The organism is Mesorhizobium sp. P2_C5_2 (genome assembly GCF_056404535.1).
The window spans coordinates 102,656-123,717 of the sequence record NZ_JBFUDV010000002.1 but is presented as its reverse complement, the minus strand read 5'-3'; the positions used below and the strand labels follow the sequence as shown (position 1 = coordinate 123,717).

General features: G+C 64.6%; 21 protein-coding genes. 11 read left to right on the top strand and 10 right to left on the bottom strand.

The annotated features are described in order from the left end of the window. Window positions 1–81: 81 nt before the first annotated feature. Complete coding sequence (locus tag AC1D1B_RS07425; RefSeq protein ID WP_477330755.1) at window positions 82–1,032, top strand: LysR family transcriptional regulator; 951 nt, start codon at window positions 82–84, stop codon at window positions 1,030–1,032. Window positions 1,033–1,047: 15 nt separating this feature from the next. On the opposite strand, the gene AC1D1B_RS07420 is transcribed toward AC1D1B_RS07425, so the two are convergent. Then, entirely contained in the window at window positions 1,048–1,341 is a 294-nt protein-coding gene (locus AC1D1B_RS07420) for a hypothetical protein (protein ID WP_477330753.1), read from the bottom strand. Between the two features lie 161 nt (window positions 1,342–1,502). On the opposite strand from AC1D1B_RS07420, the gene AC1D1B_RS07415 reads away from it, so the two are divergent. The 8 genes from AC1D1B_RS07415 (at window position 1,503) to AC1D1B_RS07380 (ending at window position 10,189) form a co-directional block, all read left to right on the top strand. Next, window positions 1,503–3,050, top strand: coding sequence for a winged helix-turn-helix domain-containing tetratricopeptide repeat protein (locus AC1D1B_RS07415; RefSeq protein ID WP_477330751.1), 1,548 nt, complete (start codon window positions 1,503–1,505; stop codon window positions 3,048–3,050). Window positions 3,051–3,281: 231 nt separating this feature from the next. Continuing rightward, window positions 3,282–4,166, top strand: coding sequence for an AraC family transcriptional regulator (locus tag AC1D1B_RS07410; RefSeq protein WP_477330749.1), 885 nt, complete (start codon window positions 3,282–3,284; stop codon window positions 4,164–4,166). A gap of 68 nt (window positions 4,167–4,234) precedes the next feature. Further along, window positions 4,235–4,402 (top strand): hypothetical protein, encoded by a 168-nt coding sequence (locus AC1D1B_RS07405; protein WP_477330747.1) that lies wholly within the window; start codon window positions 4,235–4,237, stop codon window positions 4,400–4,402. Further along, window positions 4,399–5,463 carry an ABC transporter substrate-binding protein gene (locus AC1D1B_RS07400; protein ID WP_477330745.1) on the top strand — a complete coding sequence of 355 codons (1,065 nt, stop codon included), beginning with the start codon at window positions 4,399–4,401 and terminating at the stop codon, window positions 5,461–5,463. Before AC1D1B_RS07405 ends, AC1D1B_RS07400 begins: the two co-directional genes overlap by 4 nt. 92 nt (window positions 5,464–5,555) lie before the next feature. Next, complete coding sequence (locus tag AC1D1B_RS07395; protein WP_477330744.1) at window positions 5,556–6,377, top strand: ATP-binding cassette domain-containing protein; 822 nt, start codon at window positions 5,556–5,558, stop codon at window positions 6,375–6,377. Beyond that, a complete protein-coding gene (locus AC1D1B_RS07390) occupies window positions 6,374–7,633 on the top strand; it encodes a sugar ABC transporter permease (RefSeq protein ID WP_454577348.1) in 1,260 nt (419 codons plus the stop codon). The genes AC1D1B_RS07395 and AC1D1B_RS07390 overlap by 4 nt, the downstream gene beginning before the upstream one ends. A 24-nt stretch (window positions 7,634–7,657) precedes the next feature. Then, entirely contained in the window at window positions 7,658–8,386 is a 729-nt protein-coding gene (locus tag AC1D1B_RS07385; protein ID WP_477330741.1) for an SDR family oxidoreductase, read from the top strand. Window positions 8,387–8,578: 192 nt separating this feature from the next. Further along, window positions 8,579–10,189 carry an FGGY-family carbohydrate kinase gene (locus AC1D1B_RS07380; protein ID WP_477330740.1) on the top strand — a complete coding sequence of 537 codons (1,611 nt, stop codon included), beginning with the start codon at window positions 8,579–8,581 and terminating at the stop codon, window positions 10,187–10,189. A gap of 26 nt (window positions 10,190–10,215) precedes the next feature. Here the strand turns inward: AC1D1B_RS07380 and AC1D1B_RS07375 are convergent, their stop codons facing one another. After that, on the bottom strand, window positions 10,216–11,505 hold the full coding sequence (locus AC1D1B_RS07375) for a cytochrome-c peroxidase (RefSeq protein WP_477330738.1): 1,290 nt from the start codon (window positions 11,503–11,505) through the stop codon (window positions 10,216–10,218). Window positions 11,506–11,712: 207 nt separating this feature from the next. On the opposite strand from AC1D1B_RS07375, the gene AC1D1B_RS07370 reads away from it, so the two are divergent. Then, complete coding sequence (locus AC1D1B_RS07370) at window positions 11,713–13,257, top strand: acid phosphatase (RefSeq protein WP_477330736.1); 1,545 nt, start codon at window positions 11,713–11,715, stop codon at window positions 13,255–13,257. Between the two features lie 47 nt (window positions 13,258–13,304). On the opposite strand, the gene AC1D1B_RS07365 is transcribed toward AC1D1B_RS07370, so the two are convergent. Next, window positions 13,305–13,523 (bottom strand): hypothetical protein, encoded by a 219-nt coding sequence (locus AC1D1B_RS07365; RefSeq protein WP_477330734.1) that lies wholly within the window; start codon window positions 13,521–13,523, stop codon window positions 13,305–13,307. 28 nt (window positions 13,524–13,551) lie between these two features. Then, a complete protein-coding gene (locus AC1D1B_RS07360; protein ID WP_477330732.1) occupies window positions 13,552–13,797 on the bottom strand; it encodes a hypothetical protein in 246 nt (81 codons plus the stop codon). 324 nt (window positions 13,798–14,121) lie between these two features. Here AC1D1B_RS07360 and AC1D1B_RS07355 point away from each other — a divergent pair, with 324 nt between their 5' ends. Next, window positions 14,122–15,057 (top strand): hypothetical protein, encoded by a 936-nt coding sequence (locus tag AC1D1B_RS07355; RefSeq protein ID WP_477330730.1) that lies wholly within the window; start codon window positions 14,122–14,124, stop codon window positions 15,055–15,057. A gap of 111 nt (window positions 15,058–15,168) precedes the next feature. Here AC1D1B_RS07355 and AC1D1B_RS07350 read toward each other — a convergent pair whose 3' ends face one another. Genes AC1D1B_RS07350 through AC1D1B_RS07325 form a run of 6 tightly spaced genes read right to left on the bottom strand, consistent with a single transcriptional unit; the run spans window position 15,169 to window position 21,033 of the window. After that, window positions 15,169–16,101, bottom strand: coding sequence for a phosphatidate cytidylyltransferase (locus AC1D1B_RS07350; RefSeq protein WP_477332087.1), 933 nt, complete (start codon window positions 16,099–16,101; stop codon window positions 15,169–15,171). 40 nt (window positions 16,102–16,141) lie between these two features. Beyond that, window positions 16,142–16,810: a lysophospholipid acyltransferase family protein gene (locus tag AC1D1B_RS07345; protein ID WP_477330728.1), complete on the bottom strand. Its 669-nt coding sequence runs from the start codon at window positions 16,808–16,810 to the stop codon at window positions 16,142–16,144. Window positions 16,811–16,813: 3 nt separating this feature from the next. Further along, complete coding sequence (locus tag AC1D1B_RS07340) at window positions 16,814–17,248, bottom strand: hypothetical protein (protein ID WP_477330726.1); 435 nt, start codon at window positions 17,246–17,248, stop codon at window positions 16,814–16,816. Then, window positions 17,245–18,603 carry a phosphatase PAP2/dual specificity phosphatase family protein gene (locus tag AC1D1B_RS07335; protein ID WP_477330724.1) on the bottom strand — a complete coding sequence of 453 codons (1,359 nt, stop codon included), beginning with the start codon at window positions 18,601–18,603 and terminating at the stop codon, window positions 17,245–17,247. Before AC1D1B_RS07335 ends, AC1D1B_RS07340 begins: the two co-directional genes overlap by 4 nt. Before the next feature lie 4 nt (window positions 18,604–18,607). Continuing rightward, window positions 18,608–20,389, bottom strand: a complete 1,782-nt coding sequence (locus AC1D1B_RS07330) for a bifunctional alpha/beta hydrolase/class I SAM-dependent methyltransferase (RefSeq protein WP_477332085.1) — start codon at window positions 20,387–20,389, stop codon at window positions 18,608–18,610. A gap of 41 nt (window positions 20,390–20,430) precedes the next feature. Further along, window positions 20,431–21,033: a CDP-alcohol phosphatidyltransferase family protein gene (locus AC1D1B_RS07325; RefSeq protein WP_477330722.1), complete on the bottom strand. Its 603-nt coding sequence runs from the start codon at window positions 21,031–21,033 to the stop codon at window positions 20,431–20,433. Window positions 21,034–21,062: the final 29 nt, after the last annotated feature.

Genomic DNA, 21,062 nt, shown 5'->3' with positions numbered 1-21,062 from the left:
CGTTTCATCTCACGAGGGGACACTAACGCAGGCCAAAGACAAAGATGATGATTTCTCCCCGATTTAATATACCATATCGTTATGAAGCTCGATGAAAGGCATTTGATCCAGCTTGCCGCCGTGGTGCAGGCCGGAGGCGTTACCGAGGGCGCGGCCCTTGTCGGCCTGTCGCAGCCGGCCGTTTCGCGCACTTTGTCGATGCTGGAAAAACGCCTCGGCGAGCCGCTGTTCCTGAAAGGCCGTCGCCCATTGCAGCCGACGCCGCTTGGCCGCGCGCTGGCCGATCATGGCCAGGTCATGCTCGCGGCCTCGCGCAAGGCTTCCGACATCGTCGCCAATTTCAGCCAGGGCCGCTCCGGCGTGGTGCGGGTCGGCGGCACGCCGTTCTTCATGGATGCGCTCATCTCCGGCATGATCGCCGACTTCCAGAATGCCTATCCGGATGTCCGCGTCGACCAGAGCTATGGCTATCTCTCCGACCTGCGCGCCGCCATCAATGCCGACCGCATCGACCTTGCCGTCTGCCCGATCGACATTCTCGAGGAGGGGTCGGGCATGGAGTTCCGCGAGATACTGCCGGGCCGCAATGTCGTCGCCTGCCGCGCCACGCATCCTCTGCTGCTGCGGCGTAAGCTGAGGACCAGCGATCTGCTCGACTATCCCTGGATCGCGCCGCCGCCCGGCAGCCCGTTGCTGGAGGATCTGCGCAGCCTGCTTCTGTCGCTTGGCGCCACTGAGATCAAGATCCGCTATTCCGGCGGTTCGCTGACCAGCGCCATCAACTACATGAAGGAGACCGACGCGCTGACGGTGTTGCCGCACAGCGTGGTCTTTGCCTTTCGCAAGGACAAGTCGATCACGGCCCTGCCGGTGGCCATTCCGCATCCCGAACGCGCGCTCGGCCTGCTCAGGCGCGCCGACACGCCGCGCGCGCCGGCCGTCGATGCTTTTGGCAAGCACATCCGCCAGAGCTTCGACAATTTGAAACACCTGATCAAGCGCCACGAGCAAGCGGTCGTCTGGGGCGCCTGACGGTGAGCCGATGCCTCACCGTTCGCGGCGAAGGCGGCGATCTGCCACTACCTGCGCCAGGACCTCTATCGGGTCGCGGTCGACGGGCAGGGCGAAGGCGTTCTCGATATCGCAGCCGGTGAGGCCGATATCGCGACGCTCGCATTCGCTCATGGCGGCCAGAAATGCGAGCTGGCTACGCGCCTTCCAGAAGCGCGGCAACCACAGCAGCGTACATTTCGCCGCCGCGTAGAGCCGGAAAAACAGGGAGAAGGAAGGGCGCCGCGCGTAGCCGGCTTCGGCACCGAGGAAATGATCGGTCGTCGTCATGGCGTTTGTCTCCGTGCTGGACATGGTTGCCTCCTGATCTTCGGTTTCTTGCCACCTTCATCGTTGAGTGCGAGATTGCGCCTCTTCGAAACGCGTGTCCGGAAAGCGGCCTGAAAGAATGCTGACGTAGTCCTGAAAATTGCGGGGAGCAGACAGTCGCAATGAACGCTGAGCCACAGCCGATCTACCGCTTCGCAGGCTTCAGCCTCGACACGCGCGCCGGCGTGTTGCGCGACGGTTCTGGCGAGATCGCGCTGCGGCCGAAATCGCTCGATCTGTTGATTTTTCTTATCCGCAACGCCGGCCGGATGGTGTCGAAGGACGAGCTTCTGCGTGCGGTGTGGAGCGACGTGATCGTCACCGAAGATTCGCTCACCCAATGCATCAGCGACATCCGGCGCGCGCTGGGCGACAAAGCGCAGACGCTGATCCGCACCATGCCGCGCCGTGGCTACATGTTACCCGGCGAAGTACTGGAGGGACCGCCAGCTGTCGATGCGCGTCCATCGCCTCAGCTCCCCGACAAGCCGTCGATCGTTGTGCTTCCGTTCGAGAACCTGTCGTCGGACCCGGAGCAGTCCTACCTCGCTGATGGCACGGTGGAGGAGATCACGGCGGCGCTGGCGCGCATTCGCGGACTGTTCGTCATGTCGCGCAACGCGGCCTTTGCCTACCGCGGCCAGACGCTCGACCTACCGCGCATCGGCCGCGAGCTCGGCGTGCGCTATGTGCTGGAAGGAAGCGTGCGCCGGCAACTCGATCAGCTCCGCATCTCGGCCAGGCTGGTCGAGGCAGAGACCGGCAGCCTGATCTGGGCGGAAGGCTTCAAGGGTGACATCGCGGAAGCGTTTGCGCTGCAGGACAACGTGACGGCGGGTGTCGCAGGCGCCATTCTGCCGTCGATCCAGATGGCAGAAATCGAGCGCGTGCGCCGCAAGCGGCCGGGCGACCTGCAAACCTACGATCTGGTGATGCGCAGCCTGCCGCATGTCTGGGCGCTCGCCCGCCAGGACAACGCAATCGCCATCGAGACGCTGGAGAAGGCTTTGCAGGGCGATCCCGACTATCCGCTGGCCCTGTCGCTGCTGTCCTGGTGCCATGCACAGCGCAGCGTCTACAATTGGTCGACCTCGCCGGAGGTCGACCGGCGCCATGCGCTGGCGCTGGCGGAGCGATCTGCCGAACTCAACGGTGACGATCCATTTTCCCTGGCCGTGCTCGGTGCTGCCCACACCGTGTCGAGCAATTTCGTCACCGCAGGCGCGCTGCTTGAAAAGGCGTGTTCGATCGATCCCAATTCGGCCTTCGCCTGGAACAGGAGCGGCTGGGTTGCAGCCTACAGAGACGAGGTCGAGCGGGCGGTCGAATGCTTCGAGCGGTCGTTACGGCTGGGGCCGTTCGATCCCATGGTTTATACCTGTCATTTGGGTCTGGCTGTCGTGCATTTCAGCGCCAGGCGGCCTGGTCAGGCGGCGGACCTTTATCTGCGTGTCCTGGCGGAGCATCCGAATGCCTTGTGGATTCTGCGTACCCTGATCCCGGCCCTTGTCGAAGCGGGACGTCTGGACGAGGCCCAGCAGCATATGGCGCGTTGTCACCGCGAATATCCGGAGCTCACCTTGCGGGCGGTTCGCGACTCGATGCCCTTTAGAGTTGAAATTCTCGACCGACACGAAAACGCGCTGAGAAGCCTTGGAATGCCGGAGTAGAGGACCACTTGCCGGGGCACAGGTGCGCCGCAGGAGACGCCGCCCTGTTCGCAATTGCGCCGCCTCGACCGCAAAAATGTCAAAAAAGTATCAGTGAGGTGGACACACCGTGGTGGCGGCGGCAAGGATTGCCGCCTAAGCTTTGATCACTGCAGAGAGCGGCAAACGCGGCCTGCGGGAGAGGGCACTGCAACTGGTCGCAAGACCGGACCGGCGCCGGGAGGAACTGACATGAATCCGGACTTGGAAGTCGTCCAGATCAGACGTGGAGAGTCGTTCAAGGCCTGGGCCCACGGCTATCCCTTTCACACCGTGCGCTGGCACTTCCATCCCGAATACGAAATCCATCATGTCGTGGCGACCACAGGCCATTATTTCGTCGGCGACTTCATCGGCGAGTTCGAGCCCGGCAATCTCGTGCTCACCGGTCCGAACCTGCCGCACAACTGGGTCAGCGACGTGCCGGCCGGCACCAGTGTGCCGCTGCGTGGCCGCGTCGTTCAATTCTCGCAAGAGTTCATCGCCGACGCCACCACGGCGCTGCCAGAACTTGCCGGTTGTGAAAACATTCTCGAGCTCAGCCGCCGCGGCGCGCTGTTCTCCACGGCCACCGCTGGGCTTGCCGCACCGGTGCTGGCCGAACTTGTCGAGGCGCAGGGCGTGCGCCGCATCGCGCTGTTCATGGAGCTCATCGACATTCTGAGCCGTGCCGCCGATGTGCGGACGCTGACCAGCGCCAGCTATCTGCCGGATCCCTCGGGCTTTATGTCGGCCGGCGTTAACAAGGCGCTCGCCTATATCAACGCCAATCTGACCGAGCCGTTCAGCGAAAGCGACCTGGCGGCAATTGCCGGACGCAGCCCGAGCGCGTTTTCGCGCAGCTTCCGCCGCCACACCGGCATGGCGCTGGTGCAGTATGTCAACCGGCTGCGCATCAACCTTGCCTGCCAGTTGCTGATGAGCGAGGCCGACATGCCGATCACCGAGATCTGCTACGCCGCCGGCTACAACAACATCTCGAATTTTAACCGCCAGTTCCTGACGCAGAAAGGCATGTCGCCTTCGCGCTTCAGGGCCTTGCTGGCGGAAAACATCAGTGCGGAGATTGCCGCCTAACAGGGAGGACCGGGAGGAGCTTTAGACATTTTGGGAAGAAAGGACGCGGGGTGCGTTGGAGGCGCCCCGTGCTGGAGATCGCTTGTCCTGAAATCCAGCGATATCAAGAGGATGCGCAGCACGGATCAAGTGCCTCGTCATTCCTCGCAACAGTTCGACTTGCAGTCAAGGCCCGGCGCGCCATGTGGTGGCAGGGCTTCGTGAAATCATTCCTTGAAACGGAGATATCAGAATGACCAGATTTGCTTGGAAATCAGCCGGTGCCGCAGCGCTCACGCTTTCGCTTCTCAGCGGCACCTCCGCCTTTGCCGCCCCTGTCACCGATGCCACGGTCGCCTTCCTGATGCCCGACCAGGCGTCGACGCGCTACGAGCAGCACGACTATCCCGGCTTTGCCGCCGAGATGAAGAAGCTCTGCCCCGGCTGCAAGGTGATCTACCAGAACGCCGATGCCGACGCCTCGCGCCAGCAGCAGCAGTTCAACTCGGTGATCTCGCAAGGCGCCAAGGCGATCGTACTCGACCCAGTCGACTCGACCGCCGCCGCCTCGCTGGTCAAGCTGGCGCAGAGCCAGGGCGTCAAGGTCATCGCCTATGATCGCCCGATCCCGACGGCACCGGCCGACTTCTACGTCTCGTTCAACAATGAAGGCATCGGCAAGGCCATTGCCGACTCGCTGGTCGAACATCTCAAGGCGCTGAAGGTCGACCCGGCCAGCGGCGGCCTGCTGCAGATCAACGGCTCGCCGACCGACGCGGCCGCCGGCCTGATCAAGAAGGGCATTCATTCCAGCCTCGACAACAGCGGCTACAAGATCCTGGCCGAATACGACACGCCGGAATGGGCGCCGCCGAAGGCGCAGCAATGGGCAAGCGGCCAGATCACCCGCTTCTCCACGCAGATCGTCGGCGTCGTTGCGGCCAATGACGGCACTGGCGGCGGTGCCATCGCCGCCTTCAAGGCCGCTGGTGTCGATCCGGTGCCGCCGGTCACCGGCAATGACGCGACCATCGCCGCACTGCAGCTGATCATCGCCGGCGACCAGTACAACACCATCTCCAAACCCAGCGAGATCGTGGCCGCGGCTGCCGCCAACGTCGCTGTCCAGCTTCTGTCGGGCGAGACGCCGAAGGCCGAAATGACCCTCTACGACACCCCCTCGCAGCTGTTCACGCCGGCGGTGGTGACGCAGGAAAACCTCAAGGCCGAGATCATCGACAAGAAGATCAACACCGCCGAAGAGCTTTGCGTCGACCGTTACGCCGAAGGCTGCAAGAAGCTCGGCATCACCAACTGATCGGACTATCCTGATCCTGCCTTCCGGCCGCCCTTGCGGCGGCCGGAAGTCCGCAGTCACTCTTGACCGGTCATCCGGAAAGGTTTGCCACAATGTCTGACATCTCTGACGGACCGGTTTCGGCAGGTGAGCTGGTGCTCAGCCTGCGCGGCATTTCGAAGAATTTCGGCGCCGTTTCGGCGCTCACCGATATCGATCTCGATGTCTATGCCGGCGAGGTGGTGGCGCTGGTCGGCGACAATGGCGCCGGCAAGTCGACGCTGGTCAAGATCCTGGCCGGCGTCCATCAGCCGAGTTCGGGCACCATCAATTTCCGCGGCAAGCAAGTGACCATGCCCGACCCGAGTGCGGCGCTGACGCTCGGCATCGCCACCGTCTTCCAGGATCTGGCGCTGTGCGAAAACCTAGACGTCGTCGCCAACATCTTTCTCGGCAAGGAGCTCAACCCGCTGCGGCTGGACGAGGTGGCGATGGAGATCCGCGCCTGGACGCTGCTCAACGAATTGTCGGCGCGTATTCCAAGCGTCCGCGAAGCGGTCGCCTCGCTGTCCGGCGGCCAGCGCCAGACCGTGGCGATCGCCCGCTCGTTGCTGCTCGACCCCAAGGTCATTCTGCTCGACGAGCCGACCGCTGCCCTTGGCGTCGCCCAGACGGCGGAGGTGCTGAACCTCATCGACCGGGTGCGTGAACGCGGTCTCGGTGTGCTGATGATCAGCCACAATATGGAAGATGTGCGCGCCGTTGCCGATCGCATCGTCGTGCTGAGGCTCGGCCGCAACAACGGCGTCTTCGAACCTGACGCCTCGAACCAGGAACTGGTCAGCGCCATCACCGGCGCCGCCAACAATGCGGTGTCGCGCCGCGCCGAACGGCGCAAGGCAGCACAGGCGCAATCACAGGAGCAGCGGCCATGAGCGCAGAGCCCAAGCAGGACACCTCCGCGTCGACGGCGCTCGACCGCAGCGATGTGCGCGTCAAGCACCAGGCCGGGGTCGGTGGCGCGATCAGCGCTTTCTTCGACCGCGTCCGCTCCGGCGACCTCGGCTCGCTGCCGGTGATCGTCGGCCTGGTCATCATCTGGAGCGTGTTCACTGCTCTCAATCCGGTGTTCGTCTCATCGAGCAACCTCGTCAATCTCCTGTTCGACTGCTCGACCGTCGGCGTCATCGCGCTCGGCATCGTCTGCGTGCTGATGGTCGGCGAGATCGACCTGTCGGTCGGCTCGATCAGTGGCTTTGCCTCGGCCATGGTCGGCACGCTGTGGGTCAACCAGGGCTGGCCGGTGGCGCTCGCTATCCTTGCAGCACTCGCCGTCGGCGGTTTCATCGGCGCGCTCTATGCCTTGCTGTTCAACCGGCTCGGCATGCCGAGCTTCGTCTCGACGCTGGCCGGCCTGCTCGCCGTGCTCGGCCTGCAACTCTACATCCTGGGATCCACCGGCTCGATCAATCTGCCCTATGGCTCGAACCTGGTGAATTTCGGCCAGCTGTTGGTCATGCCCGACTGGCTCTCCTATGCGCTGGCCGCAGTTCCCGGCATCGTCATGCTGATCACCGGCCTGCGCACCGTCAGCCGCCGCCGCGCCGTGAACCTGTCGGCGCCGTCGGTCGGTGGCCTGATCGTGCGCGTCGCCGCCCTGACCATCCTGCTCGAGCTGATCGTCGGCTATCTCAATCAGGCGCGCGGCATACCGTGGATGTTCGGCCTGTTCGTCGGGCTGGTGGTGGCGATGAACTACGCGCTGACCCGCACCCAATGGGGCCGCTCGATGACGGCCGTCGGCGGCAACCGCGAAGCGGCGCGCCGTGCCGGCATCAAGGTTCGTTCCATCTATCTCAGCGCCTTCGTCATGTGTTCGATGTTCGCCGCTCTCGGCGGCGTGCTGTCGGCGGCGCGGCTGGCCTCTGCCAGCCAGCAGGCCGGCACCGGCGACGTCAACCTCAACGCCATAGCCGCGGCGGTCATCGGCGGCACCAGCCTGTTCGGCGGCCGCGGCAGCGCATACTCCGCGCTGCTCGGCATCATCGTCATCCAGTCGATCGCCAGCGGGCTGACCTTGCTCGATCTGTCGTCGTCGCTTCGCTACATGATCACAGGCGCCGTGCTGGCGATCGCGGTCATCGTCGACTCCCTGGCACGCCGCTCGCGGGTTTCCCACGGCCGCGCCTGAACGCAATCATAATTCGAGGATAAAATGGCTCAGGATTTGAGTGGAAAAGTCGCGGCGATCACCGGCGCCGCCTCGGGCATCGGGCTGGAATGCGCCCGGGCCTTGATTGCCGCCGGTGTGCGCGTCGTGCTCGTCGACCGCGCCGAAGACGCATTGAAGAGCGTCTGCGCCGAACTCGGCCCCAATGCCATCCCGCTGGTGATCGATCTGATGAAGCCATCCAGCGTCGCGACGATGATGCCGCAGATCCTCGAAAAAGCCGGCCAGCTCGACATCTTCCACGCCAATGCCGGCGCCTATGTCGGCGGCCCGGTGCTCGACGGCGATCCCGATACATGGGACCGCGTGCTGAATCTCAACATCAACGCGGTGTTCCGCTCCATACACGCCGTGCTGCCGCATATGGTCGAACGCAAGACCGGTGACATCATCGTCACAAGCTCGATCGCCGGGCTGGTGCCGGTGGTCTGGGAGCCGATCTACACCGCCTCCAAGCATGCCGTGCAGGCCTTCGTCCACACGGTGCGCCGGCAGGTCGCCCCATACGGCCTGCGCGTCGGCGCGGTGCAGCCGGGACCCGTGGTGACAGCGCTGATCAGCGACTGGCCGAAGGACAAGCTCGATGATGAACTGGCCAAGGGGGGCCTGATTCAGCCGGTCGAGGTCGCCGAAGCCGTGATGTTCATGCTGACACGGCCGCGGAACGTCACCATTCGCGATCTGGTGATCCTGCCGCAGAGCAATGATTTGTGAGGCAGTAGGAGTTGGGCAGTAGGCAATAGGGGGAAAGACCCTTGCGCCCGACCGCTCATCACTGATCATCTCCTACTGCCTACTGCCTACTGCCTACTGCCTACTGCCTACTGCCTACTGCCTACTGCCTACTGCCTACTGCCTACTGCCTACTGCCTACTGCCTACTGCCTAACTCCTGAGGTCTCCCCCCATGCCTTCCCACTTCCTCGGCATCGACGTCGGCACCGGCAGCGCCAGGGCAGGAGTGTTCGATATCAACGGCACGATGCTCGCCTCGGCCAAGCGCGACATCGCGCTGTTCCTCGAGCCCGGTGAAATCGCCGAGCAGTCGAGCGAGGACATCTGGCGCGCGGTGTGTGCCAGCGTACGCGAGGCGGTGACGAAGTCGGGGCTTGCCGGGCGCGACATTGCCGGCATCGGCTTCGACGCCACCTGTTCGCTGGTCGTCGTCGGGCAGGGCGGGGCGCCTTTGCCGGTCGGCCGTTCCGGCGACGCCCGGCGCAACATCATCGTCTGGATGGACCACCGTGCACTCGACCAGACGCAGCGGATCAATGCCGGCAAGCACGCCGTGCTCGACTATGTCGGCGGCACGATTTCGCCGGAGATGGAAACGCCAAAGCTTCTTTGGTTGCGGGAAAATCTGCCCGATACCTTCGATGCCGCCGAGCATTTCTTTGATCTGACCGACTATCTGACCTGGCGCTCAACCGGCAGCCTGGCGCGCTCGATCTGCACGCTGACCTGCAAATGGACCTATCTCGGCCATGAGCGGCGCTGGGACGACGCCTATTTCCGTGCCATTGGACTCGGCTTGCTGGCCGATGAGGACTTTGCCCGGATCGGTACGGACATCGTCGAAGGCGGCACCGCGCTGGCGCAGGGCCTGACCGAAGCGGCCGCTGCCGATCTCGGCCTGCTGCCGGGAACGCCGGTCGCGGCCGGGCTGATCGACGCGCATGCCGGCGGTGTCGGCACGGTCGGCGGCACTGGTTCGGTCGGCACGCTGCAGTCGCGCATGGCCTATGTCTTCGGCACCTCGGCCTGCACCATGGCCAGCACCAGCGAACCGGCCTTCGTGCCCGGCGTCTGGGGCCCGTACTTCTCCTCGATGGTGCCGGGGCTCTGGCTCAACGAAGGCGGTCAGTCGGCGGCCGGCGCGGCGATCGATCATCTCGTCGCCTTCCACCCCGCCTCGGCTGAAGCATCTGCAAAAGCCAAGGCCGAAGGTCTCGGCCTGACTGCCTGGCTTGGCCGGCAGGCTGCAACGCAGTCGACCGACCTGTCCGTAGTCGCGCGCCTGGCCGAAGGGCTGCATGTCGTGCCGGAATTCCTCGGCAACCGCTCGCCCTTCGCCGACCCCGAAGCCAAGGCGCTCATCGCCGGACTCGGCATGGACACGTCGCTCGACAGTCTCGTCGCGCTCTATGTCGCCGGCCTGCTGGGCATCGGCTATGGCGTGCGCCAGATCCTTGCGGCGATGGCCAACAAGGGCATCGCCATTGACACCATCGTCGTCAGCGGTGGTGCGGCGCAAAGCGAGCTGGTGCGCCAGCTTTTGGCCGACACGACGGGGCTGACCGTCGCCGGGTCGACCTCACCCGAACCAGTGCTGCTCGGCTCGGCCATGTTGGGCGCGGTGGCGGCGCAAAAATATCCCGACGTAACAGCGGCGATGACCGGCATGTCGCGCATCGGCGACATCTATCGCCCGGGCGGCGGCGATCTCGTGCCCTGGCACGACAGACGCTTCGCCGCCTTCGAACTGCTGCAGCAGGCGGGCCGCGCGATCCGCGACTGACCACGGGGCAGGTCGACAATCGAGGCTCAATGGGCCTGCGTCGTGCCCGCCAGCTGGTCGGCATCGGTCAGCGTCTGCAGAAAGGCGACGATGTCGTCGATTTCAGGATCGGTCAACGCCGGCTTGTTGGCGTGCTTTTGATCGAACGGTGGATCCCGGTTGAGATTTGGCCAGTAAACCTTTGGCAGGTCGTCGTATTTCTTGATCGTGCCGTCAGCGTTCTTCGGATACCAACGGCCGGGATCGCTGTCGCGGCTGGCATAAAAGGCGACCGCGTCGCGCAGGGTGTGGAAGTAGCCATTGTGGAAGAAGCTCTTCTTCCGCGCCACGTTGCGCAGCGTCGGCGTGCGGAACAGGCCGCAATACTCCACCCGGCCCTTGAGGTCGGTCCTGAGCGGACCGCACAGGCCGAGGTCGAAATAGGTCGGATCGGTATTGGCCGGGATGGCCGGGTTGCGCGGTACGCCGATGCCGAGGAAGCCGAAATCGGTGAATTGCGGCGGCTCGCCGTCATTGGCCGGCTCGCTGAGATGGCAGCTGGCGCAATTGCCCTTGGTCTCGTCCTCGAACAAGGCGCGCCCGTGCAATTCCTGAGTGGTGAGCGTCGCCTTGCCGGCAAGGAAGGCGTCGTAGCGGCTGGAGTACGGATAGAAATCTGTAGCACTCTGCTCGAACGTGCCGAGCGCCTCGACGGCGGCCTCGAAAGCATCGTCCGGACGGTCGAAGACAGTCTCGCCAAAGACCGCCTTGAACTCGCCGGCATAGGCGGCCTTGCGCAAAGCAGCTGCGACGGCATCGCCATCCTTGTTGGCCATCTCGAACGGCGACAGCAGCGGGATCCGCGCCTGGTCCTTGCCGTGGTCGGCGCGGCCGTCCCAGGTCAGACCGCCGGTCGCGCCATTGTCGACGCTCTCGTCGCCTTCGTCCTCGGAATCGTAGAAATGCTCGCTGAAGGCCGGAACCGCCTGGAGATAGCGCAGCGACGGCACGGCGCGCAGCCCCGGCTGGCCCATATCGGGCCCACCCATCTCTACCGGTCCCGCTGATGCCGGGCCAAAAGCGTGATGCGGATCATGGCAGGACGAGCAAGCCTGCAGGCGCGACGCCGACAGCGATGTATCGAAGAACATCTTGCGGCCGAGCGCGGTCAGCGCCGCCGCCCTGGCATAGGCGTCGGTGCGCGACATCGGCCCGGGATGGACGCCGTCGGCGCCTGCCGTGTGCGCTGGCTTGAGCGACAAGAGACCGAGCAGTGCTGCCGCGCCGATGGCGATCGCCCGACTTTTCCCCCACCTTGGCCAGTGTTGCGCCGTCATCTCGTTCGGTCCGGTTTCGTCCGGACTTAAAACCGCACTGCTACGGATTGATGACCGCACCACCTGCTCACGCAACCGTGTTCGCTGGCTTGGAAAACGTCACAAAGGTGACAAGGCCGTGGCCCTAATTTGGCGTGCCGCGCGAAAAGGTCCGCCTTTGCCGCGCTGCTCCTCCAGCCACTGTTCCAAGCCACGAGGTTTTCCATCATGACGAGGCTCAAGCTCCTCAGTTCCCTGTATCTGGCCGGCTCAGCCCTTGCTTCCTTGGCAGCAGGCGCCGTTCATGCCGCGCCCGCCGGCTACGACAAGATCGATACGGTCGTCGTCATCTATGCCGAGAACCGCAGCTTCGATAACCTCTACGGCGGCTTTCCCGGCGCCAACGGCCTGTCGAATGTGACGGCCGGCCAGGCGCGCCAGCTCGACCGCGACGGCCAACCGCTGACCGAATTGCCGCCGGCCTGGGGTGGACTCACCGGCAAGGGCGTCACGCCGGCGGTGACGGAAGCACAGACAGCGCATCTCGCCAATGCCGTCTTCGCCATCGACGATCCCAAGGGTTTTAACGAGAATACCGGGGTCATCACCCATGATCTTTGGCATCGCTTCTACCAGGAGCAGATGCAGATCGACGGCGGCAAGAACGACAAGTTCGTCGCCTGGGCCGATTCCGGCGGTCTCGTCATGGGCCATTATGACGGCTCGGTGCTGCCGATGTGGGCGGTCGGTAAGAAATACGTGCTGGCCGACAATTTCTTCCAGGGCGCTTTCGGCGGATCCTTCCTCAATCATTTCATGCTCGCCTGCGCCTGCGTGCCGGTCTATCCCAATGCCGACAAGAGCCCGGTCAAGGACCAGATCGCCGTTGTCGACGCGGACGGCAAGACGCTCAAAATCGCCGACAATTCGCCGCCGTCGGCGCTCGGTGGTGTGCCGAAATTCGTCAGTGACGGCGCCATCACCCCCGATTTCTACGCCGTCAACACCATGCAGCCGCCCTACCAGCCGAGCAACAACAAGCCGGTTGCAGGCGGTGACGCAGCACTTGCCGACCCGGCTCAGCCGACCACGCTGCCGCCGCAGCACGACATCACCATCGGCGACCTCTTGTCGCTGAAGGGCGTCGACTGGGCCTGGTATGCCGGCGCCTGGCAGGCCACACTCGACGGCAAGAATGCGACGCCAGTGCCGAACTTCCAGTTCCATCACCAGCCCTTCAACTATTTCGCGGCTTATGCGCCGGGCACGGCCGCGCGCGCCGAGCATCTCAGGGATGGCGGCCTTGGCGGCTCCGAGTTCATCAAGGCGATCGACGACGGCAAGCTGCCCGCCGTCTCCTTCTATAAGCCGCAGGGCAATCTCAACGAGCACAGCGGCTATGCCGACGTCACCTCAGGCGACCAGCATCTGGTCGACCTCGTCGCCCATCTCGAGAAAAGCCCGCAATGGCCGCATATGCTGGTTGTCGTCACCTATGACGAGAATGGCGGCTTCTGGGATCATGTCGCGCCGCCCAAGGCGGATCGCTGGGGCCCGGGCAACCGCATCCCGGCCTTGATCATCTCGCCCTATGCCAGGATGGGCATGGTCGATCACACACAATACGACACCACGTCGATCCTGCGCTTCATCACCGCGCGCTACGATCTGCCGGTGTTGCCCGGCATCGTTGCCCGCGACAAGGCGCTGCGCAACAACGACCAGCCGCCGATGGGCGATCTGAGCGCGGCGCTTGATCTGAGCCGCCAGTGATAGTCGTGGCGCGGGGGCCCTCCGCGCCGCGACCGCCCCCGCCGCGGCTAGAAGTTCAGGTAAAATGCTGGCGGATAGATCGGATTGTTGGCCGACGCCGCTTTTGCATCGGCCGGCGTGATCCCGCTTGTCGACGTGTTGTCGAGCGGCGGCCGGGTTTGCTCGACCTTGGCAGCCTTGTCTTCCGTCACCGGGTTGTTCTTCTTGGCTTCTGCCGCTTGCGACAGGGCAATCACGACGAGAAGCGCGGATAGAACGACTCTCATGACAATTTCCTCCCTTGGCTCTAGGGCCTCACTCCTTGAAGCCGGACTCGTCGAGCATCGCGACCTGCTTGCCGTCGACGTAGAAGCGGATCGCGTGCGCGTCGCCGTCGACCTCGATCCGCGTAGGCTGGATAGCCGCTGTCGCCGCGGGCGTCTGCCGGACGTGCCGCTCCTGGATTGCTCCATCCGGTCCGAATTTGAGCAGCAGCAGCAGTGCGGTGCATCCAACTGCAACCGCGACGAAGGGTGTTATGGGAGAGGCCGTCCAGGACATCGATCGTTCCTTCCTTGTTGAGGTGGCATCCACGGCTGCCACCGGTCTTGCGAACCCGGTTTCGCCGCTGCTCAAAATCCAGCGTGTCGCTGTTCTCAGGAGGAAAGGGTGGTCTGCTTCAGCCCGGATGATATGCGTTTCATTTTGGTTCCCTGCCTACCCGCCCGCGACCATAGCGTCGGTCGCCGGGTCGGAAAGGACGTACGTGTGGAACGCCGGGGAATTCCTTGGATTTCCAAGGATATTAGCTTGTGGAAAAGTACAATGGGAGGATCGGTCGGAGCGTGTTATGCCAAGCCTGGCAGCTGGCATTGAAGGCACCGCATGGCACAGCATATCGCGCAGAAGCTGAGGTTGACATCGGTCCTGCTGGGGGCCACCAGCCGCAAGGATCTGGCGGCGGCGTTCCGGCGCGTCAACCCGAAGACGGCGTTCGATCTCGGCCGCGCCGACAAATGGCTGCAGGGCCGCGCGCAGCCGCGCGAGCACAGCGTCTACGACGACTGGGCGAAGGTTCTCGAACTGGAGCAGCCCGGCGCCTGGATTGCCGAGAGTGACCTGCCGAGCTTCACCGCCGCGATCTCGGCTCGCCACGGCATCGACAAGACCGAGCTGGAGCGCCGCGTCACCGCGCAGTCCGAAGCATCGCCAGCGCACGACGACCGACATCTCGGCGCCGCCCTTGCCGGAACCTACGCATGCTATTCGCGCGCCTGGTCGCCCTACTATCGCGGCCAGTTCATCAAGGGCATCCTATCGATCGAGGTAGGGCTTGGCCTGCATGGCCTGACCGCTACCTATCGCGAGGCTTTGCCGACGGGCCAACTGGTGCTTGGCGGGCCGGTCACGGCGGCCAAGCGCGGCCTTTACGTGCATTTGAAGGAAGTCGGCGGCGATGCCCAGTTCTTCCTCAGCCTGATCCCGCAGTCGCAGCCGGGAAGTGTGCTTGGCGGCTATATGTGCGGCACCGCCATCATCGGCCCGGAGGCGCAGCCGTCACTGACAAGGATCCTCATCGTGCGTCTGCGCGATCTGGCGCCCGGTGCCGCCTCGTGGGGTGGATACCTGCTCCCCGACCAGTCGATATCAGGGGATCTGGCATCGTTCGGCATGTCCATCGAGCAGCCGGAGCAGGTCGACCGGCAGCTCGTGCGGTTCCTGGTTGGGGGCAGCGACGGCGGCGTCCACCAGATCCCGCCGGCCGAGTTCCGCGCCATCCTCGACGTCTTCGACCGCCATTGGCTGCGGCATTCGGGGTAGGGGGCGATGGCCCTTGATGGGCGAGGGCGCGGCGCCGGAGCTGCGATCTCCCCCCTTTTATGGGGGAGATCAGCTCTCACTGCCGCTCCGCAACTCTCCGCCTCAGCCTCTTCACACCGTCCAGAAATAGCGGACGATGTGGAAGAACACCGGCGCGGCGAAGACCAGGCTGTCGGCGCGGTCCATCATGCCGCCATGGCCCTCGATCAGGTGACCCCAGTCCTTGACGCCCTGGTCGCGCTTGATGGCCGACGCGACCAGCCCACCGAGAAATCCCATCAGGCAGGCGATGAAGGCGACGCCGGCCGCCGCCAGTGGCGAGAACGGTGTCAGGAACGACAGCAGCGCGCCGAGCAGGCTCGATGCCACCAGCCCGCCGATCAGCCCTTCCCAGGTCTTCGACGGCGAGACGGAGGGCGACAGAAGATGCCGGCCGAACAGCTTGCCGAAAATGTATTGCAGCACGTCGCTGCCTTGCACGGTGATGATCAGGAAGGCGATGAGCAGGAGATTGCGGCCTTCGAAGCCAGGAACGTTGAGGGTCAGCAGCGCCGGCACATGGCTGACGCAGTAGACGGAGATCATCACCGCCCATTGCTGCGCCGATACGCGCTCGAGGAAGCGTTCGGTGTCGCCGTTGAGCGCGGTGATCGCCGGCATCAGCAGGAAGCCGTAGACCGGGATGAAGATGGTGAACAGCCCGTACCAGGCGGTCCACACCAGCCAGTACTGGAAGGGGATGATGATGCCGAACATGCCGAGCAGCACCCAGTGATCGCTGCGCCGGCTGTGCGTCAGCGTCACGAATTCGCGAAGTGCTGCAAACGAAATCAGCGCAAACAGGATGGTCATGCCGGTGCGGCCGAAGAAGAAGGCGACGGTGATCGCCACCACCATCACCCACCAGGCGTTGATGCGCTGGTTGAGGTTGACGAGCGTCGAGGGCAGCGGCCTTGGAGCCCGCCACGACAGGATGCCGGCAACGATGCTGGCCGTTGTCAGCACGCAGATCAGGCCGACCAGCAGGATGACCGTCTCATGCATTGGCGGCAGTGTCATGCGAAGTCTCTTTGTCTGGTCATGGCTAGTCGTCTCGATCGGGGCGCGGATCGAGCGACAGCAGCGTCTGGCGCGCGCGCTCAAGGAAAGCGCGGCGCTCTTCGCCAGGACCTATCGCCACCGGCGGACCGAAGACGACGCGGCACAGAAGCGGCACCGGCAGGAACTGGCCCTTGGGCAGCACGCGCGACATGTTCTCGATCCAGCACGGGATGAGTTCGACATCGGGCCGCGCCATCGACAGATTGTAGAGGCCGGAGCGGAACGGCAGCAGATCCGCCTCCGTCGTGTTGCGTGTGCCCTCCGGAAACAGGATCAGCGAATGGCCGTCGTCGAGCACCGACAGCATGATCGAGATCGGGTTCTGCGTCTCGTCGGTCCATTGCCGGTGGATAAGCACGGAAGACAGCATATCCTCGGCGATGAAGCGGCGCAGCCGCGACTTGCCCCAATATTCTGCCGCCGCGACGGCATGCGTGCGAGCGCGCACCTTTTCGCTGAGACAGGCCGACAGCAGGATGAAGTCGCCATGGCTGGCATGGTTGGCAAAGTAGATGCGCTGGCGCTCCGACGGCTGGCTGCCGTTCCAGATCGGCCGCACACCGGTCACCACCCAGGCCGCCGCCGAGAGGCCGACCGAGGTCACCGTCTGCAGCAAGGTGAAGGTGTTGGCGCGCAGGTGAAGCTTTGTCATGGCTCAAACAAACGCTGCGAAAAGGGATGCCGCCGCAAACACGGCGAGCGCCATGCGCTGCCTTGTCAGCAGGCGGCGTGTGCCTGCCATGCGATGGTCGAGCGACCGGCCGCCGGCAGGGGTGGGCTTCAGGCGCATGCGCGCCAGAACATCGTCGACCACGGCGCCGCCGGCGGCCTCGCTGGCGTGGCTGGCCATCAATCGGAACAGCAGCGCGTCGAATAAAAGCAAGGCCGAAAGAGCCAGCGTGGTCACGGCACTCGCCGCCGCGACCAGCCAGGCTGCCGCCGACAGCGCGGTCGCCTGCGGCCCGGCCACCAGGCCGATGACCGGCGCCGCCATCACGGCGGCCACCACCAGCAAGATCGGCCACACCGCCTGCACCATCAGCCCTGCGGCGAAAGCCTCTGCCTTGTCGTGATAGGCCTCGTCGCTCATGCCGGTCCACTCATGTCGGTTTCCAGCCCGCTGTGAAGATGCACGGGCCTGCCCGACGCCGCGAGTTTCTTGCGCGCCTGTGCGGCTGTATGCGAGCGCCCGGTCACAATCAGCCAGTCGGCGACGATGGCCGCACTGCGCTGGAAGCCGAGCGCGCAGCAAACCAGCACGGTGCCGCGCCGGCGCGCCAGTTCGATCGCCGCCACCGCCCGCTCCAACCGGTCATGCGGCGGTTCCACGAGGTCGAGCATGGCATAGCTGATCCAACGGCAGGTGACGCCGCTTGGCCGTTCCATTTCCCCGGCAAGGTCGATCACGGTGCCGAAGCGGTTGGCCTCCACTGCGCTCGGAAACCGGCCGAAGAAAACGCCGTCGGTGATCTCCGCTTGCGGCGCCAGCCGGCGGGTCCATACCCAGACATTGACCCGGGCGCCAAGCCGGTAGGGCAGGAGCAGGATCCGGCTGGGCAGTGAGACGCTGCCGTCGGCTGCCTTCTGGAACACTTTGGTGCCGACCCCGGCATAGGCGAAGGCGACGATGGCCAGTGCCAGCGCCGGCCACAACAGGATCAGCGAGACGGCGAAAACGAACGCGCCCGCGGCAGCGGCCGCCAGGGCAAGGGCTGCACCCAGCGCATAATATCCCGCCAGCCGCCGCGCCTTTGGATCGGTGGTCAGCCGGAAGCCCCAGAAAGGCAATTCGCCTTTTGCAGGAAACAGCCACAGGGCAAAGAGGCCGAGCAACGCGCCGGTCGGAATGTCGATGAAATGATGCTGCCAGGTCGTCAGCACCGAAGCGCCGATCAGGAAGCACCAGACGTGCCAGACGGGTCCGAGAATGGCGCCGAGACGGTGGCGCACCAGAACGTGACGCCAGTGATCCCAGATGATCACCAGGAGCGCGATGTGCAGCGATGGCGCCTGGTTGAACGGTTTGTCGAAACCGCCGAGCACCGCAAAGAGAAAACCCGGCAGGCCGGTGGTTGCTGGCCGCACGAAGGTCGCCGTCAGCGGAAACAGGATGAAGCAGGAGATCGCAACGACCTGCGCCGTGAGATAGCGGCCGGCGAGCCGGTCGACGCCGCGCCTGGTCGTGTTGAGCAGCAGCGACAGGCCATAGAACAGATTGATCGACCAGTAGGGCACGATCGTCCAGGCGAGGAATGGAATGGCGTGTTCCCAGGCAAAGACGATGCTGCCGACATGGTCGCGCCGCGATGCCAGCCAGTTGGCAAAGCCATAGGTCGAATAGAAGAACGGCGCCAGCAGGGCCAGCCAAAGGGCGGCCCTCAGCACGATACCGGAATATGGTTCCCGCGCCGGGGCAGGGGCAGGGTCGGTGGCAGCCAGGGCCATGGTTTCAGACGCGCCGTGCGACCGAAACGGTGAAGATGCCCCATTGGTCGATGCGCTGATCGATCTTCTCGAAACCGGCCGCCGTCACCAACTGGTCCATCTCGCCTTGCGTGCGCCGCCGCATCACCCAGGCCTGGCCGCCGCGATGCGAGGTCAGGCTGCGCGCGATCATTTCCAGCTGCGGATGCCATGGCTGGTTGGTGTAGATGAGCAGGCTGCCGGGCTGCATGGTGCTTGCCAGTCCACTGAGCGAGCGCGAAATCATCGCATTGTCGGCGAACAATTCGTAGAGCCCGGAGACGATGGCGAGGTCCGGCGCCGGCTTCAGCCCGGCCAGCATTTTGGCATCGAAGGCGTCGGCGCGGTGGAAGGTCACGCTGGTCGCCAGTTGCCGTTCGGCGATGAGTTTCGAGCCCAGTCCGACATTGAGCTCGGAATAGTCCTGCAGCCGCACGCTTGCCGGCGGTTCGGCGCATTTGGCGACGGCGTCAAGCACATAGCGGCCATGGCCGGCTGCGATGTCGAGCATGTGGACGGGACGGCCGGCGGCCTTCAGGCTGGCGACGGCGTTGCCGATCAGCTCTTCCAGATGCAGCTTGCGCTGGCGGATGCCGCGCCAGCCGATGGCGTCGAGGAAGGTGCGGTCGATCATGCAGCCGATGAAGCCGGTGCCGCGCGCCTCGTTCTCGTAGACATAGTCGAGCGTCGAGCCGGAATCGAAGCCGGTGGCAATGCCTGTCTTCATCCCCGACGACAGCCAGGCGCCCATGCGGATTGAGGCGCGGCTCATCGCCCAGTAGAGGCCTTTGGGCGACAGCAGCGCCAGCGGCGAGGCCAGCTTCTCGGCCTCGTCGCGGGTGTAGCCGACGCGGTCGGCTGAGGTCAGGTCGATCGTCTTCTCCGGCGCTGCGAACTGCTTTTCGAGGAACGGCCGGATCAGGTCGAGCGCCTGCTTGCGATCGCGCTCGCCCAGCGTGTCGTGGAAGAAGCCGGGCAGCACATGCCGCTCCTTGGCGCTGCCGCCGAGATTGACGAAGAATTCGTGCTGAGGCCCATGCCGCACCACCCAGTCGGCGCCGGAGATCAGCAACTGCGTCGGCACGGTGATGGCGCGGGCGTCCGCGACGATGCGTGCGGCGTGGCCGTAAAGTTCGACCAGGATGTTGGAAGCGATCGGCCTTGTGATCAGCGGATCGGCGTCGAAGGAGGCGATGCGCTCGGCATCATGCGTCAGGAACTTCGCCTTGACGTAGGAATTGACGAAGAAGCGGCCCTTGAGCTTCTGCCACAGCGCAATGCCCTCCTTGGCGAAGGGCACGTAAAGCTTGACCGAAAACGCCGGCGAGGCAACCACCAGCGCGCGGATGTCGGGGGCATAGTCATGCACCCAGGCGGCGGCAAGCACGGCGCCGAAGGATTGCGCGATCAGCGCGATGTCGCGCTGGCCAAAACCGTCTTTGCCAATCTCGCGCACTAGGCAGTCGATGTCGCGCACCAGGGCGGCAAAGGAGGGGGCATAGCCGCGCTCGCCGGCCGAGCGGCCATTGCCGCGCGCATCCCAGGCATAGAAGGCATGGTCGGGCATGGCGAGTTCGTCGACCAGATGCGCCATGCGGCCGCCATGCTCGTGACCGCGATGGAAGAGCAGGATCGCGCCCTTTGGCGTCTGCCCGACGGCCGGCCAGTAGCGGTAGAAGATCTCGGTGCCGTCGTGAGTTTTGAAGGTGCGCTCCTGCGCTACGCGCTCGAGGCTTGCCGGTGCTGCTGCGGCGATGGTCTGGTGGATCATGGTTTCCCCCTGGCGGTCGGGCTGCTGACGCTTGGGCATCATGCGCCGCCCGCTCTAAGACCGCCGCGTATCCGGTTGATGGCGGTTGCGACAGACAGTGTAGCCAAGACCGGAAACACAAAGGGTGCGATCGTCTCGACCCACAGGCCGCAGGCAATGAGGAAGGCGATGACGCCGAGCGCCAGCGCCCGGTCGCTCTTGCCGAACGGCCCGGCATAATTGCGCCCGCTGCCGGCGGCGACACCCAGCACGCCGGCGAACTCGACCAGCATGGCCGCGATGGCAAAAGCAACGACGCCCCAGGCCGGGAACAAGGTGGCAAAGGCCAGTATCAGCGCCAGGTCGGAGACGACGTCACAGAGTTCGTTGAGATACATGCCGAGTTTCGACGCCTGGGCATGTTCCCTGGCCAGCATCCCGTCGATGGCGTTGAGCGCCATGCGCACGAACAGCACCACCGGCATCAACAGGAAAACCGCACGATGGCCAGCAAGGACGGCAACCACCAGACCGGTGGCGATGGAGAGCGCGGCGGCGAGAAGCGTGATCTGGTTGGCGGTGACGCCGGCGTCGGCCAGCCGATCGGCCAGCGGCCGCAACCTGGCCTGAAACGCCGGTTTCAGTGCATAGAGCGTAAGCATATGCGATCCCCCCGACCGCGGCTCATGAC